At 70.5% G+C, this 12,844-nt stretch carries 15 protein-coding genes; 4 read left to right on the plus strand and 11 right to left on the minus strand.

Going from position 1 to position 12,844, the window contains the following annotated elements; genetic code table 11:
* Positions 1 to 20: 20 nt before the first annotated feature.
* The 8 genes from SB754_RS12150 to glmS all read right to left on the minus strand — a co-directional run bounded on the left by SB754_RS12150 (position 21) and on the right by glmS (position 6,843).
* Entirely contained in the window at positions 21 to 644 is a 624-nt protein-coding gene (locus SB754_RS12150; protein WP_410782579.1) for a DUF4190 domain-containing protein, read from the minus strand.
* A 124-nt stretch (positions 645 to 768) separates the two neighbouring features.
* A complete protein-coding gene (tsaD, locus tag SB754_RS12155; protein ID WP_410782580.1) occupies positions 769 to 1,854 on the minus strand; it encodes a tRNA (adenosine(37)-N6)-threonylcarbamoyltransferase complex transferase subunit TsaD in 1,086 nt (361 codons plus the stop codon).
* A complete protein-coding gene (rimI, locus tag SB754_RS12160) occupies positions 1,851 to 2,285 on the minus strand; it encodes a ribosomal protein S18-alanine N-acetyltransferase (protein ID WP_410783315.1) in 435 nt (144 codons plus the stop codon). Before rimI ends, tsaD begins: the two co-directional genes overlap by 4 nt.
* A 74-nt stretch (positions 2,286 to 2,359) precedes the next feature.
* The gene (gene tsaB, locus SB754_RS12165) at positions 2,360 to 2,980 is read right to left on the minus strand and encodes a tRNA (adenosine(37)-N6)-threonylcarbamoyltransferase complex dimerization subunit type 1 TsaB (protein WP_410782581.1); all 621 of its coding nucleotides are present in this window, start codon (positions 2,978 to 2,980) and stop codon (positions 2,360 to 2,362) included.
* 9 nt (positions 2,981 to 2,989) lie between these two features.
* Positions 2,990 to 3,520 carry a tRNA (adenosine(37)-N6)-threonylcarbamoyltransferase complex ATPase subunit type 1 TsaE gene (tsaE, locus tag SB754_RS12170; RefSeq protein ID WP_410782582.1) on the minus strand — a complete coding sequence of 177 codons (531 nt, stop codon included), beginning with the start codon at positions 3,518 to 3,520 and terminating at the stop codon, positions 2,990 to 2,992.
* The gene (alr, locus tag SB754_RS12175; protein ID WP_410782583.1) at positions 3,517 to 4,644 is read right to left on the minus strand and encodes an alanine racemase; all 1,128 of its coding nucleotides are present in this window, start codon (positions 4,642 to 4,644) and stop codon (positions 3,517 to 3,519) included. Before alr ends, tsaE begins: the two co-directional genes overlap by 4 nt.
* A complete protein-coding gene (locus tag SB754_RS12180; RefSeq protein ID WP_410782584.1) occupies positions 4,632 to 4,988 on the minus strand; it encodes a holo-ACP synthase in 357 nt (118 codons plus the stop codon). Before SB754_RS12180 ends, alr begins: the two co-directional genes overlap by 13 nt.
* Positions 4,989 to 4,992: 4 nt before the next feature.
* Complete coding sequence (glmS, locus tag SB754_RS12185; RefSeq protein WP_410782585.1) at positions 4,993 to 6,843, minus strand: glutamine--fructose-6-phosphate transaminase (isomerizing); 1,851 nt, start codon at positions 6,841 to 6,843, stop codon at positions 4,993 to 4,995.
* 66 nt (positions 6,844 to 6,909) lie between these two features.
* Between glmS and coaA the strand changes: the two genes are divergently transcribed.
* Both coaA and SB754_RS12195 read left to right on the plus strand, forming a co-directional pair.
* Positions 6,910 to 7,848, plus strand: coding sequence for a type I pantothenate kinase (gene coaA, locus SB754_RS12190; RefSeq protein WP_410782586.1), 939 nt, complete (start codon positions 6,910 to 6,912; stop codon positions 7,846 to 7,848).
* 78 nt (positions 7,849 to 7,926) lie between these two features.
* A complete protein-coding gene (locus SB754_RS12195) occupies positions 7,927 to 8,235 on the plus strand; it encodes a helix-turn-helix domain-containing protein (RefSeq protein ID WP_410782587.1) in 309 nt (102 codons plus the stop codon).
* Positions 8,236 to 8,348: 113 nt separating this feature from the next.
* Here SB754_RS12195 and glmM read toward each other — a convergent pair whose 3' ends face one another.
* Genes glmM through rplM form a run of 3 tightly spaced genes read right to left on the minus strand, consistent with a single transcriptional unit; the run spans position 8,349 to position 10,735 of the window.
* Complete coding sequence (gene glmM / locus SB754_RS12200) at positions 8,349 to 9,710, minus strand: phosphoglucosamine mutase (RefSeq protein WP_410782588.1); 1,362 nt, start codon at positions 9,708 to 9,710, stop codon at positions 8,349 to 8,351.
* A gap of 27 nt (positions 9,711 to 9,737) precedes the next feature.
* On the minus strand, positions 9,738 to 10,235 hold the full coding sequence (gene rpsI, locus SB754_RS12205) for a 30S ribosomal protein S9 (RefSeq protein WP_410782589.1): 498 nt from the start codon (positions 10,233 to 10,235) through the stop codon (positions 9,738 to 9,740).
* Between the two features lie 53 nt (positions 10,236 to 10,288).
* Positions 10,289 to 10,735, minus strand: a complete 447-nt coding sequence (gene rplM, locus SB754_RS12210; RefSeq protein WP_410782590.1) for a 50S ribosomal protein L13 — start codon at positions 10,733 to 10,735, stop codon at positions 10,289 to 10,291.
* A gap of 255 nt (positions 10,736 to 10,990) precedes the next feature.
* Here rplM and SB754_RS12215 point away from each other — a divergent pair, with 255 nt between their 5' ends.
* Together SB754_RS12215 and SB754_RS12220 are read left to right on the plus strand one after the other, a co-directional pair.
* On the plus strand, positions 10,991 to 12,205 hold the full coding sequence (locus SB754_RS12215) for a sensor histidine kinase (protein ID WP_410782591.1): 1,215 nt from the start codon (positions 10,991 to 10,993) through the stop codon (positions 12,203 to 12,205).
* Positions 12,202 to 12,837 carry a response regulator gene (locus SB754_RS12220; protein WP_410782592.1) on the plus strand — a complete coding sequence of 212 codons (636 nt, stop codon included), beginning with the start codon at positions 12,202 to 12,204 and terminating at the stop codon, positions 12,835 to 12,837. The genes SB754_RS12215 and SB754_RS12220 overlap by 4 nt, the downstream gene beginning before the upstream one ends.
* Positions 12,838 to 12,844 lie beyond the last annotated feature (7 nt).

Consider the following 12,844-nt stretch of genomic DNA (forward strand, 5'->3'; position numbering starts at 1 on the left):
GCCGCTGTCAGCGCGAGCGGTCAGCCGTTGTAGTTGTTCCCGTACGTCGCCAGGCTGGCGAAGATGATCGCGAGGAAGATCCAGTAGATGATCGCGATCGCGATCGCGACGAAGCCGAGGATGATGCCGGTCAGCCAGAAGCCGCGCGCCTGGGGCTCCTTGCGCCGGCCGATGAAGCCGAGCACGACCGCGGCGATTCCGAAGAGGAAGCCGATGCCCCACGCGAGGTTGATGACGATGCCGACGATGCCGCCGACGAGTGAGAGGATGCTCAGGATCGGCGACTTGGCGGCCGGCTGTCCGTACGGCTGCGCATAGCCGGGCGCGGGCTGACCGTAGGCGGGCTGGCCGTATCCTGGCTGGCCCTGCGGCTGGCCGTAGGGCTGCTGGTACTGCTGGCCGTACCCGGGAGCCGGCGGCTGCTGGCCGTAGCCCGGCGCGGGCGGCTGCTGGCCATACCCGGGAGCCGGCGGCTGCTGGCCGTAACCCGGCGCAGGCGGCTGCTGGCCGTAGTCCGGCGCGGGCGGCGGCACGGCGTCGGCGTCGCCGGCGGGCGCTGCCGGAGGCACGGGAGGCGGTGGAGGGACCGAGCCGTTCTGGGTGTTCGGGTCCACCGGGTCGGTGGGGGCGTTCGGATCGGTCATGGGACCCATCTCCTTCATCGCTGGAAGCTGGTGGTCGGCGTCCCCCGGGGTCGATTCTTCCTGAGAGAACGCTGTATCGGTTCCATCGTGGCAGGGCCGCCGCGTGAGTGCAACGCAGTACGACTCAGCGGCTGACCTGAATCTCCGTGACGGGGAGAGTCGAATCGGCGGAGAAGGTCAGTTCACTCGGGCCGTGACCCGCGAGGATCAGCTGCGCGCCGAGCGCCGCGATCATGGCGCCGTTGTCGGTGCAGAGCGATAGGGCGGGGATGCGCAGCGCGACATCGGCTTCCGCCGCCCGCTTCACGGCGAGTTGCCGCACCCGGGCGTTCGCCACGACGCCGCCGCCCAGCAGCAGGCGCGGAACGCCGTGGTCCCGGCAGGCAGCGAGGGCTTTCGTCAGGAGCACATCCACGACGGCCTCGCGGAAGGACGCGGCCACATCGGCGACCGGCACCTCCTCGCCCGCGTCCTGCCGCTGCTCCACCCAGCGCGCCACGGCCGTCTTGAGCCCGGAGAACGAGAAGTCGTAGCGGTGGTGCTCGAGGTCCTTCGGCCGGGTGAGACCGCGCGGGAAGCGGATCGCGGTGGGGTCGCCGTCCGCAGCGACGCGGTCGATCTGCGGGCCGCCGGGGTATGGGAGGCCGAGCACCCTCGCCACCTTGTCGAACGCCTCCCCCGCGGCGTCGTCGATGGTCTCGCCGAGCAGCTCGACGTCGGACACCAGGTCGCGCACCAGCAACAAGGAGGTGTGCCCTCCCGAGACGAGCAGGGCGATCGTCGGCAGCTCCACCGGATGGCCCGGGCCGCCCGACGCGTCGAGCAGGTCCGCTCCGACATGGCCCACCAGGTGGTTCACCGCGTACAGCGGCTTGCCGAGGGAGACGGCGAGCGCCTTCGCGGCGCCCACACCCACCATCAGCGCACCCGAGAGCCCTGGTCCGCTCGTGACGGCGATCGCATCCACGTCTGCCAGCTCGATGCCCGCGTCGGCGACCGCCGTCCGCAGTGTCGGTTCCAGTGCCTCGAGGTGCGCACGCGCCGCGACTTCGGGGACCACGCCGCCGTAGCGCGCATGCTCCTCCATCGACGACGCGATGGTGTTCGCGAGCAGGGTGGTGCCGCGGACGATGCCGATGCCGGTCTCGTCGCAGGAGGTCTCGATCCCGAGGACGAGAGGTCCGGACTCGGAGGATGCGGGGCTGTTCATGCGGTCGTGGTCTCCGGGGTCGGGACGGCGAGGCGCATCACGACCGCGTCGACGCCGTCCGGCTGGTAGTAGCGGGGGCGCACGCCGATCTCCTCGAAGCCGAGTTCGCGATACAGCGTCTGAGCGCCCGGATTGTCGGCCCGCACCTCCAGGAAGACCTCGCGGGCGCCGCGACGGCGGGCCTCCCCGATGAGCGCGAGCATGAGCGTGCGGCCGAGGCCGCGGCGCCGTGCGTGCGGTGCGACGGCGATGGTCTGGATGTCGCCCTCGCCTCCCCCGCGCGGCGCGAGCAGCCCCGCATAGCCGTCGATGCGCTCGGGCGTCTCCGGCTCGAAGGCGACGAGGTAGTAGCCGTGCGCTCCGGTGACCTCGGCGAGCATCGACCGCTCCGACCAGGCATCGCTGACGAAGATCGAGCGCTCCAGCTCCATGATCGCGGCCACGTCGTCGGGGTTCGCCCGCCGCAGCTGGTACGCGACATGCCCGCCCTGCGCGCGCGGCTCGGTCACGCGGTCACCCGCTTCGGACCCGCGGACGGCGTCACGTCCGGCGAGCGCAGGTACAGCGCCTCGTCGCGGTCCATCGGGAGGCCGTTGGCGAAGCGCAGCTCCGCGATCATCCCGAGGCGGCCGGCGGGGACCACGTCGGCGTCGATGCGTTCCAGGTCCGGATGCGGGAGGTCGTCGGGCTTCGCGAGCCCGGGGCCGTCCAGCCGCAGCGGGAGACCGAGTTCGTCGACGCCGGAGTAGGCGGTCCAGTAGCGCTCGCGACGGCGCGCGTCGGTGACCACCAGCAACGGTCCGGTGAACCCGTTCGCGTAGCGGTCGTAGGCGACGGCGTCGTGGCTGACGACGGGGACGAGCGGCCGCCCGGCGCCGAGGGCGAAGGCCTTCGCGGCCGCGATGCCGACCCTGAGCCCGGTGAACGGACCGGGTCCCATCCCGGCGACGACGCCGGACAGCGCGCGCACCTCGACGCCGGCGACCGTGAGCGCCTCGTCGATCAGCGTCCCGATCACCTCGGCGTGCCGCATGGTGTCCGTCTCGACGATCTCGGAGAGGACGCCGGCATCCCGGTCGACGACCGCCACACTGGTGCCGGCGGAGGTGTCGATGGCGAGCAGCATGCGTCCAGCTTAAGCGGGATCGGGGGCGCCCGGCCCCGGCAGCCAGCGCGGACCGAAGCCGGTGATGGTCACCGTGCGGGGCTCATCCACCTCGTCGGAATCGACCTCCTCGTCGGTCGGCCCGCTCTCGTCGGCTCCGGTCGGCCGCTCGATCACGACCTCCAGCCACGACTCCGCGACTCCGTCGAGCATCCCGCTGCCCCACTCCACCACCACGACCGACCGGGCGAAGTCGATGTCGAGGTCGTCGAGTTCGAGGGCGCTCGACAGCCGGTACGCGTCGACGTGGACGAGTGGTGCGCCGCCGGTGAGGCTGGGATGCGTCCGCGCGAGCACGAAGGTGGGGCTGGTCACCGGGCCGCGCACGTCGAGTCCCTCGCCGATCCCGCGCGTCAGCGTCGTCTTGCCCGCGCCGAGCGGCCCGGACAGCACGACCAGGTCGCCCGCCCGCAGCTGCCCGGCGAGCTCGAGGCCGAGGGCGTGCATGTCGTCCGCGGTCGCGATGCGGCGCTCAGCGGGCAGAGGGAAGGAAGCGATCACCGGCCGCCGCCCACGAACGTGCGCGTCAGCCGGCCTCCCAGCCTCGTGACGATCTCGTAGTTGATGGTGCCGGCGGCCTCCGCCCAGTCGTCCGCGCTCGGGACACCCGTCGCCGGATCGCCGAACAGGACGACCTCGTCGCCGACCTGCACGTCGAGGTCGCCCACATCCACCACGAACTGGTCCATCGCGACGCGGCCGCTGATCCGGAAGGTCCGGCCGCCGATGGAGACCGGAGCGCGGTTGGAGGCGTGACGCGGGATGCCCTCGGCGTACCCCAGGGGAACCAGCGCCAGCGTCGTCTCCCGCTCGGTGCGGTACGTGTAGTCGTACGAGACGCCCTTCCCGGCGGGCACCCGGCGCACCGCGGCGACCCGCCCCCGGACGGTCATGGCCGGCCGGAGGCCCAGCTCGGCAGCCGAGCCGCCGAACGGGGACAGCCCGTACACCGCGATCCCCAGCCGTACCAGGTTGTAGCGCGCCTCCGGCAGTGAGAGCGCGGCGGCGCTGGCCGCGATGTGACGCAGTTGCGGTGTGAGGCCGGCGTCTGCTGCGCGGGCGAGGGCCCGTTCGAACACGCCGACGGCCGCGCGGTCGTCCTCCGGCGAGGCATTGGACACGTGCGAGAAGATGCCGCGGACCACGACGTCGCCGCTGGACTCCAGCTCGCGTGCTCGTGCGAAGACGGCGTCCCAGTCCTGCTCCGCGACGCCGTTGCGGCTCAGCCCGGTCTCGACTTTCAGCTGCACGAACACGGGCGCTTCGCCCTGGCGTGCGGCCGCGGCGGCCTCCAGCTGCGCCGGCGAGGACAGCCCCAGATCGAGGTCGGCACGGACGGCAGCTGCGAAATCCTCGTCCGGGTCGTGCAGCCAGGCGAGCACGGGGGCGGTGATGCCCGCCTCCCGCAGCGCGAGACCCTCCGCGATCTCGGCGACGCCCAGCCAATCGGCGCCGCCGGCGATGGCGGCGCGAGCGCTCTCCACCGCACCGTGCCCGTACGCGTCCGCCTTGACGACGGCCATGACATGCGGCGTGCCGACGAGCTCGCGCAGCCGGGCGACGTTGGCCGTCACGGCATCCAGATCGACGACGCGCTCCCGGAACGCCGCCGTCACGGCGCGCACTCCGTCACGACGAATGCCGTGGCGATCCCGGCGTCGTGCGACATCGACACGTGGATGCGTACGATGCCGCGCTCGCGGACCTGCGCCTCGACGACGTTGTGCAGCACGAAACCGGGGTTCCTCTCTTCGTCCGGAACGATCTCCATGTCGTGCCAGCGCACGCCCTCCGAACCGCCCAGCGCTTTGATCAGCGCCTCCTTCGCGGCGAACCGGGCGGCGAGGGAGTGCACAGGCAGTAGGCGCTCGGCCTCGGTGAACAGCCGCTCGCGCAGCTTCGGGGTGCGTGCGATCGACCGCTCGAAGCGTGCCAGATCGACCACGTCGACCCCGATGCCGGAGATCACGGCGTCACTCCACGGTGACGGACTTGGCCAGGTTGCGCGGCTGGTCGACGTCGAGTCCCTTGGCCGCGGAGAGCTCCATGGCGAAGATCTGCAGGGGCACGACCGCCAGCAGCGGCTCGAAGAGCGGGGCGGCGAGCGGGATGCGGATGACCTCGTCGGCGAACGGCAGCACGGCGGCGTCGCCGGCCTCGGCGATCGCGATGACGCGTGCGCCGCGCGCCCGGATCTCCTGGATGTTCGACACGACCTTCTTGTGCAGCTCGTCCGACCAGCGGGGGCTCGGAACGACGACGAAGACCGGCTGGCCGGGCTCGATCAGAGCGATCGGGCCGTGCTTCAGCTCGCCGGCGGCGAAACCCTCGGCGTGGATGTACGCCAGCTCTTTGAGCTTGAGCGCACCCTCCAGCGCGATCGGGTAGCCGACGTGACGGCCGAGGAAGAGCACGGAACGGGTGTCCGACATCCACTTGGCCAGCTGCGCGATCTCGGCGTGCGACTCGAGCACGGTCGCGATCTTCTCCGGCACCGCCTGCAGCTCGTCGATGGAGTCGCGCTGCTGCGCCGCGGACAGCGTGCCGCGGACCCGTGCGAGGTGCAGACCGAACAGGTACAGGGCCGTGATCTGGGCGACGAACGCCTTCGTCGAGGCGACGGCGACCTCCGGGCCGGCGTGCGTGTACAGCGCCGCGTCCGACTCGCGCGGGATGGTGGCGCCCTGCGTGTTGCAGACCGAGATCGCCTTGGCGCCGCCCTCGCGCGCGTACTTGACGGCCATGAGCGTGTCCATGGTCTCGCCCGACTGGCTGATCGAGATCACCAGTGTGCCCGCGGTGAGCACCGGCTCGCGGTAGCGGAACTCGTGGCTCAGCTCGACGGTCACGGGGACGCGGGCCCACTTCTCGATGGCGTAGCTGCCGACCAGGCCGGCGTACGCCGCGGTGCCGCACGCGATGATGGTGATGCGGTCGATGCCCGCGAAGTACTCGTCGCCCAGGGCGTCGAGCTCGGGGATGTGAACGGCGTCGTCGACGAGGCGGCCGCGCAGCGTGTTCGCCACGGCATCCGGCTCCTCGGCGATCTCCTTGGCCATGAACGACGACCATCCGCCCTTCTCGGCGGCGGAGGCGTCCCACGCGACCTCGAACGGCTCGACCTCGACGGGTGCGCCCACGAAGTCGGTGACGGTGACGCTCTCCGGGGTGATGGTGACGATCTGGTCCTGGCCGATCGCCATGGCGCGACGGGTGTGCTCCACGAAGGCCGCGACGTCGGATCCGAGGAAGTTCTCGCCATCGCCCAGCCCGATGACGAGCGGCGAGTTGCGGCGCGCGCCGACGACGACGTGCGGCTGGTCCTGGTGGAGGGCCAACAGTGTGAAGGCGCCCTCCAGGCGCGAGACGACGGCCTGGAACGCCTCCGGCAGGTCGCCGGTGCGGCGGTACTCGCGGCCGAGCAGGACGGCGGCGACCTCAGTGTCGGTCTCGGACTCGAAGGCGAACCCGTCGGCGAGCAGCTCGTCCTTCAGGGTGGCGAAGTTCTCGATGATGCCGTTGTGGATGACGGCGAGGCGACCCTCGTCGCCCAGGTGCGGGTGCGCGTTGACGTCGGTCGGACCGCCGTGCGTCGCCCACCGGGTGTGGCCGATGCCGGTCTGGCCGTTCGGGATGGGGTTCGCCTGCAGTTCATCGGTGAGTACCGACAGCTTGCCCGCCTTCTTGGCGGTTCCCAGTGCCCCGTCCGGGCCGATGACGGCGATGCCCGCCGAGTCGTAGCCACGGTATTCCAGGCGCTTCAGACCGCCGAGGAGTACCTCGAGGCTCTTGTCGGTACCGACGTACCCCACGATTCCACACATGGATTCGAGTCTATCGTGGGCCCGGATGAAGCCCGGCTGGGAGGCCGCCCCTAGACTGGGGGCCCTATGCTTCCGAACGGAGACTCCTCCAGCCCCTTCGTCGAGCTGAGCCGGACCGACTGGGCCGAGCTGGCCCAGAACACGCGCCTCCCGCTGCTCGAGACCGAGGTGGTCCAGCTCCGCGGTCTCGGCGATCCGCTCGACATGCGCGAGGTCGAAGAGGTCTACCTCCCTCTCAGCCGCCTCCTCAATCTCTACGTCGGCGGTACGAAGCAGCTGCACCGCGTCACCAACGACTTCCTCGGAGAGCGCGCCGCGAGCACGCCGTTCGTCATCGGCGTCGCCGGCTCCGTCGCCGTGGGCAAGTCGACGATCGCGCGCCTCCTCAGGGAGCTGCTCTCCCGTTGGGACGACACCCCGCGCGTGGAGCTCGTCACGACCGACGGGTTCCTGCTCCCGAACGCAGAACTCGAGCGCCAAGGGCTGATGGAGCGGAAGGGCTTCCCCGAGTCCTACGACCGCAAAGCGCTGCTGCGGTTCGTCACGGCCGTCAAGAGCGGCGCCCCCGAGGTCCGCGCGCCCTTCTACTCGCACCTCAGCTACGACATCGTGCCGGACGCCGAGATCGTGGTCCGCCGGCCGGACGTCCTGATCGTGGAGGGGCTCAACGTCCTGCAGCCGGCCGGCGGAGGCAACCGCCTGGCCGTCAGCGACCTGTTCGACTTCAGCATCTACGTCGACGCCCGCACCCGCGACATCGCGCACTGGTACGAGGAGCGGTTCCTGAAGCTGCAGCGGGGCGCCTTCGCGAACCCGAAGTCCTACTTCCACCGCTTCGCGACCCTCACCGAGGAACAGGCACGGGCCCGCGCCGCCTCCATCTGGACGAGCATCAACGAGCCGAACCTGGTGCAGAACATCCGGCCGACCCGCTCGCGCGCGAAGCTCGTCCTGCGCAAGGACTCGGATCACGCCGTCAGCTCGGTGCTCCTGCGCAAGCTGTAGGGCTTAGAGACCCAGTGCTCAAAAGTGCTGGGCAGTCAAGCTCTGGCCGTGCATGCGCACATCCTCTAGGCATGAGGCATGGCAACTCCACGCTCTCACGCCGCCGAACTGTTCGGCCGACGTGTCCGCGAAGCGCGCATCGCGCTCGGCATGAGCCAGGAGGACATCGCCAACCTGGCCGACATGCACGTGACCAACTACGGCCGCGTCGAGCGGGGCGAAGCCAACTCGGAGCTGCACACCATCGTCCGGCTCGCCACCGCGCTCAACGTCGACCCGGGCGAGCTGATGCGCGGGCTGTACGGCACCGAGATGCTGCCCGATCGCTCCCGCGCCTACTCGGTCGCCGACTTCATCGCCGCCCGCCGCGCACAGGAGTCCCGCTAACCCGCGACGCGCGTCGCCGAGTGGTGAGTGGATGCTCCAATTCCCGCCGAGTGGTGACAAGATGTCGCAACTCGGCGGGAATAGGCGCACCTACTCACCACTCGATGGAGGCGTCAGAAGGCCAGGCGCTCCCGCACGACGTCGGCGAGCTCGCCCGCCAGGCGCTCCGCGGTCTCCTGGTCGGCGGCCTCCACCATGACGCGGACCAGCGGCTCGGTTCCGGAGGGACGCAGCAGGACGCGCCCGCTGTCGCCGAGGGTGTTCTCGGCCGTCTTCACGGCGGCGCGGAGACCCTCGTCGGTGTGAACCGCGTGGTGGTCGACGTTCTTGACGTTCACCATGACCTGCGGGTACACCGTCATGACGCTCGCGAGCTCCGCCAGCGTCTTCCCCTGGCGGGCCATCTCGCTGAGCAGGTGGAGCCCCGTCAGGATGCCGTCACCGGTCGTCGCGAACTCGCGCATGATGACGTGGCCGGACTGTTCGCCGCCGAGCGAGAAATCGTGCTCGTTCATCTCCTCGAGCACGTAGCGGTCGCCGACGGCGGTCTCGACCACGCGGATGCCGTGGTCGCGCATCGCGAGCTTCAGGCCGAGGTTGCTCATCACAGTGGCGACGAGGGTGTCGTCGCGGAGCTTGCCGCGCTGCTTCATGCCGACCGCGAGGATCGCCATGATCTGGTCGCCGTCGACGATGTTGCCGTCGGCGTCGATGGCGAGGCAGCGGTCCGCGTCGCCGTCGTGGGCGATGCCGACGTCTGCGCCGGCCGCGAGCACGGCCTCCGCCAGCTTGTCGAGGTGTGTGGACCCGACGCCGTCGTTGATGTTCATGCCGTCCGGCGCGTCGCCGATGACCGTGACGCGGGCGCCGGCGTCGGTGAAGACCTCCGGCGAGATGCCGGCGGCCGCGCCATGGGCGCAGTCGAGCACGACGTGGATGCCGTCGAGCCGGTGCGGGAGGCTGCCGAGCAGGTGGATGACGTAGCGGTCCTCGGCGTCGGCGAACCGGCGGATGCGTCCGACCGCTGCACCTGTCGGGGTCAGCTTCTCGAGGTCGAGGTGCTGCTCGATGCGGTCCTCGACGATGTCGGGCAGCTTGGTGCCGCCACGGGCGAAGATCTTGATGCCGTTGTCGGGCGCCGGGTTGTGCGAGGCCGAGACCATCACACCGAAGTCCGCGTCGAAGTCGGCGATGAGGAACGCCGCGGCCGGCGTGGGGATGACTCCCGCGTCGTACACGTCGATGCCGGAGCTGGCGAGCCCGGCCGCGACGGCGGCGGAGAGGAACTCGCCCGAGACGCGCGGGTCACGGGCGACGATGGCCGACGGGCGCTTGCCGGCGGCGCGGCGCGCCTCGGCGCTTCGGCCTTGCGTCAGTACAGCAGCAGCTGACTGCGCAAGGCCGAGCGCCAGGTCGGCGGTGAGACTGCCGTTCGCGAGACCGCGAACGCCGTCGGTTCCGAAAAGGCGGGGCATGGACCGAAGCCTAGACGCTCGGGAGCGTCAGCGCTTGGAGAACTGCGACGCCTTGCGGGCCTTCTTGAGACCGGCCTTCTTGCGCTCGGTGACGCGAGCGTCGCGGGTCAGGAAGCCGGCCTTCTTGAGGGTCGGGCGGTTGTTCTCGCGGTCGATCTCGTTGAGAGCGCGCGCGATGGCGAGGCGCAGGGCGCCGGCCTGGCCGGAGGGGCCACCGCCGGTGATGCGGGCGACGACGTCGTAGGAGCCGATGAGGTCGAGCACCTTGAACGGGTCGGTGATGAGCTGCTGGTGCAGCTTGTTCGGGAAGTAGTCCGCGAACTCACGGCCGTTGACCGTGAGGCTTCCGGAGCCGGGGACCAGGCGCACGCGCGCGATGGCCTCCTTGCGGCGGCCCACGGCCGCGCCGGGAACGGAGAGGACGGCGCGCGGGGCGGCCGGGGCCTCAGAGGCCGGGGTCTCGGTCGAGTAGGACTCGACGTTCTCGGCCTGGGCCGAGTCGATGCTGTCTGCGATCTTCGCCACGGTGGTGATAATCCTTTGTCTCTATGAAGTCGTGAAGGTCTGCGTCGCCGGCGTTACTGGGCGACCTGGCCGAGCGTGTACTGCTTCGGCTGCTGAGCGGCGTGCGGGTGCTCGCTTCCGGTGTAGACCTTCAGCTTGCGGAGCTGGGCGCGACCGATGGAGTTCTTGGGGAGCATGCCGCGGACGGCCTTCTCGACGGCGCGCACCGGGTTCTTCTCCAGAAGCTCCGAGTAGGTGGTCGCCTTCAGGCCGCCCGGGTAGCCCGAGTGGCGGTAGGCCTTCTTCTGCGCGGCCTTCTGGCCGGTCAGAGCGACCTTGTCGGCGTTGACGATGATGACGAAGTCGCCCATGTCCATGTGCGGAGCGAAGGTCGGCTTGTGCTTGCCGCGCAGGAGGGCGGCGGTGTGGCTGGCGAGGCGGCCGAGCACGACATCGGTCGCGTCGATGACGACCCAGTCGCGCTGGATCTCGTCTGCCTTCGGGGAATACGTGCGCGTCACAGTAGTGGCTGCTTTCTGTTCGAACGGAGGTGTTCGTGAATCCCGCTCCGTGGAGGTTCCGCATCAGTGAAGAGGGAACCGTACCGGTGGAGGGCTCACGTTCGCATGTCGCGCCGCAGATGGCACGGACACCAAAGAGCAATACTACGGGAGGCCGGTGCGCCCGGTCAAACCGGGTGGATTCCACTCATCCCTGGGGCTGAAACCGGGGGCGATCGCCGCCGGTATCCCCGGACGCACCTTAGCGTGGCCGGTATGAGATCGCTCCTGCTCCGCAGCCGCTGGCTGCTCGAACCGGCAATCGCGGTGGTGTTCTTCGTCTTCTGGGCGATCGCCCTGGTAGGCAGGAACCAGCTGGTCCCCGGTCACCTCCGCTCCGAGGGCCCGTTCTGGGCGGCGCTCCTCCTTCTGGCGTGCGCGATCGGGTTGGCGCGGCTCAGTCCGATCGTCGCCATGGCCACCGCAACGGCGGTGCTGATCGGCCAGCTCTTGTTCCCGGCAGGCATCTTCGAGGACCCACTGGTGTACCTGGGCTACGGGATCGTCGCCCTGGTCGTCGCCGCGACGGTTCGTGGCAGGATGCGCGTCGTCGCCTTCACCTTCGCTGTGGGCGCCGGACTCTCGACCGCCGGGCTCCTCGCCTGGTGGCTGGGCGTCGGCCGCGGCGACGCTGCCGCCAGGGCGCTGTTCTTCGTCCTCTGCGCCGTCGCCGGCGCGGTGGCGTGGTTGATCGGAACGCTCATCGGCGTCTGGGCGCGCTCGCTCCAGAAGGAGGTCGAGTTGGAGCAGGCGACCAGCCGACTGCACGTGGCCGAGGTCGAGGCCCTGGTCAGCGGCGAGCGCGAGCGCATCGCGCAGGATGTGCACGACATCATGGCGCACTCCCTCTCGGTCATCCTCGCCCAGGCCGACGGCGCCCGCCTGCTCGCAGAGGACCGCCCTTCCGCCGTCGCTCCGTCGCTCGCCACCATCGCGGATACGGCACGGTCGTCACTCACCGAGGTGCGGGTACTCATCGAGACCCTGGTCGGTGCTCCGAGCGGGGACGCGCATCCGGGGCTCGAGGAGCTCGATGACCTGGTGAAGCGGCTCTCCGACGCCGGCCTGTCCGTCTCGGTGGAGCGGTTCGGCGAGCCCGGCGACCTCACTGCAGTGCAGCAGCTGGCCGTCTACCGGATCGTCCAGGAGGCGCTGACGAACGCTCTCAAGCACGCCGGCCGCGGTGCGACCGCCCGGCTCGCCCTCGACGCGCGCGACGACGGGGTATCGATCTCCGTCGCCTCGCATCCCGTGGATCCCGCGCACACGCCGCCGGCCGCAGGCGCCGCCGGCCGCGGGCTGATCGGGATGCGCGAACGCGCACGACTCGCCGGCGGCTGGCTCGACGCGGGCCCGGACGACGACGTGCCGGGCGGCTACCTGGTGACCGCGTACATCCCGGCCGCGGGACGCACGGCGGTGACCGCGTGATCCGGGTGGCCGTGGCCGACGACCAGCCGCTGTTCTGCACCGGCCTGCAGATGATGATCGAGTCGCAGGCGGACCTGGAGTTCGCAGGGGCGGCCTCCGATGGCGCGGAGGCTGTCGCGCTCGCGCGGACAGCGCGGCCGGACGTGATGCTGATGGACCTCCGGATGCCCCACGTCGATGGCATCGCCGCGACGACGACCATCCGCGGGGAGGGTTCGGCCGCTCTCCCCCGCATCGTCGTGCTCACCACGTTCGAGCGTGACGAGGCGGTCGCCGCCGCCCTGCGCGCCGGGGCTGACGGCTTCCTCCTGAAGGACGCGACACCCGACTTCATTCTCGCGGCGATCAGGACCGTGCACGACGGCCACTCGGTCATCGCACCGAAGGCGACGAGCGAGCTGTTCCGCACCCTCGCCCGCCGCCGACCCGAAGCGATCGATCATCTGTCCGTGCGCGAGAAGGAAGTGTTCCTGCTGGCGGCACGCGGTCTCTCCAACGGAGAGATCGGCCGCACCGCGTTCATCGCGGAGGCGACCGTCAAGACGCACATCCGCAGCATCCTCGCCAAGCTCTCGCTGAGCTCGCGCGTCCAGCTCGTCGCGTTCGCCTACGAGAACGGGCTGGTCCGCTGAGCCACCG

The organism is Leifsonia sp. SIMBA_070 (genome assembly GCF_046534635.1).
Taxonomy (GTDB): Bacteria; Actinomycetota; Actinomycetes; order Actinomycetales; family Microbacteriaceae; genus Leifsonia.

What these genes read in the sequence shown, in the direction of transcription:
- tsaD (WP_410782580.1), bottom strand. Translation starts at nt 1,854, where the DNA reads ATGAACAGCCCCGCATCCTCCGAGTCCGGACCTCTCGTCCTCGGGATC.
- SB754_RS12150 (WP_410782579.1), bottom strand. Translation starts at nt 644, where the DNA reads ATGACCGATCCGAACGCCCCCACCGACCCGGTGGACCCGAACACCCAG.
- coaA (WP_410782586.1), top strand. Translation starts at nt 6,910, where the DNA reads ATGCTTCCGAACGGAGACTCCTCCAGCCCCTTCGTCGAGCTGAGCCGG.
- glmS (WP_410782585.1), bottom strand. Translation starts at nt 6,843, where the DNA reads ATGTGTGGAATCGTGGGGTACGTCGGTACCGACAAGAGCCTCGAGGTA.
- tsaB (WP_410782581.1), bottom strand. Translation starts at nt 2,980, where the DNA reads ATGCTGCTCGCCATCGACACCTCCGCCGGCACCAGTGTGGCGGTCGTC.
- SB754_RS12195 (WP_410782587.1), top strand. Translation starts at nt 7,927, where the DNA reads ATGGCAACTCCACGCTCTCACGCCGCCGAACTGTTCGGCCGACGTGTC.
- glmM (WP_410782588.1), bottom strand. Translation starts at nt 9,710, where the DNA reads ATGCCCCGCCTTTTCGGAACCGACGGCGTTCGCGGTCTCGCGAACGGC.
- rimI (WP_410783315.1), bottom strand. Translation starts at nt 2,285, where the DNA reads ATGGAGCTGGAGCGCTCGATCTTCGTCAGCGATGCCTGGTCGGAGCGG.
- SB754_RS12215 (WP_410782591.1), top strand. Translation starts at nt 10,991, where the DNA reads ATGAGATCGCTCCTGCTCCGCAGCCGCTGGCTGCTCGAACCGGCAATC.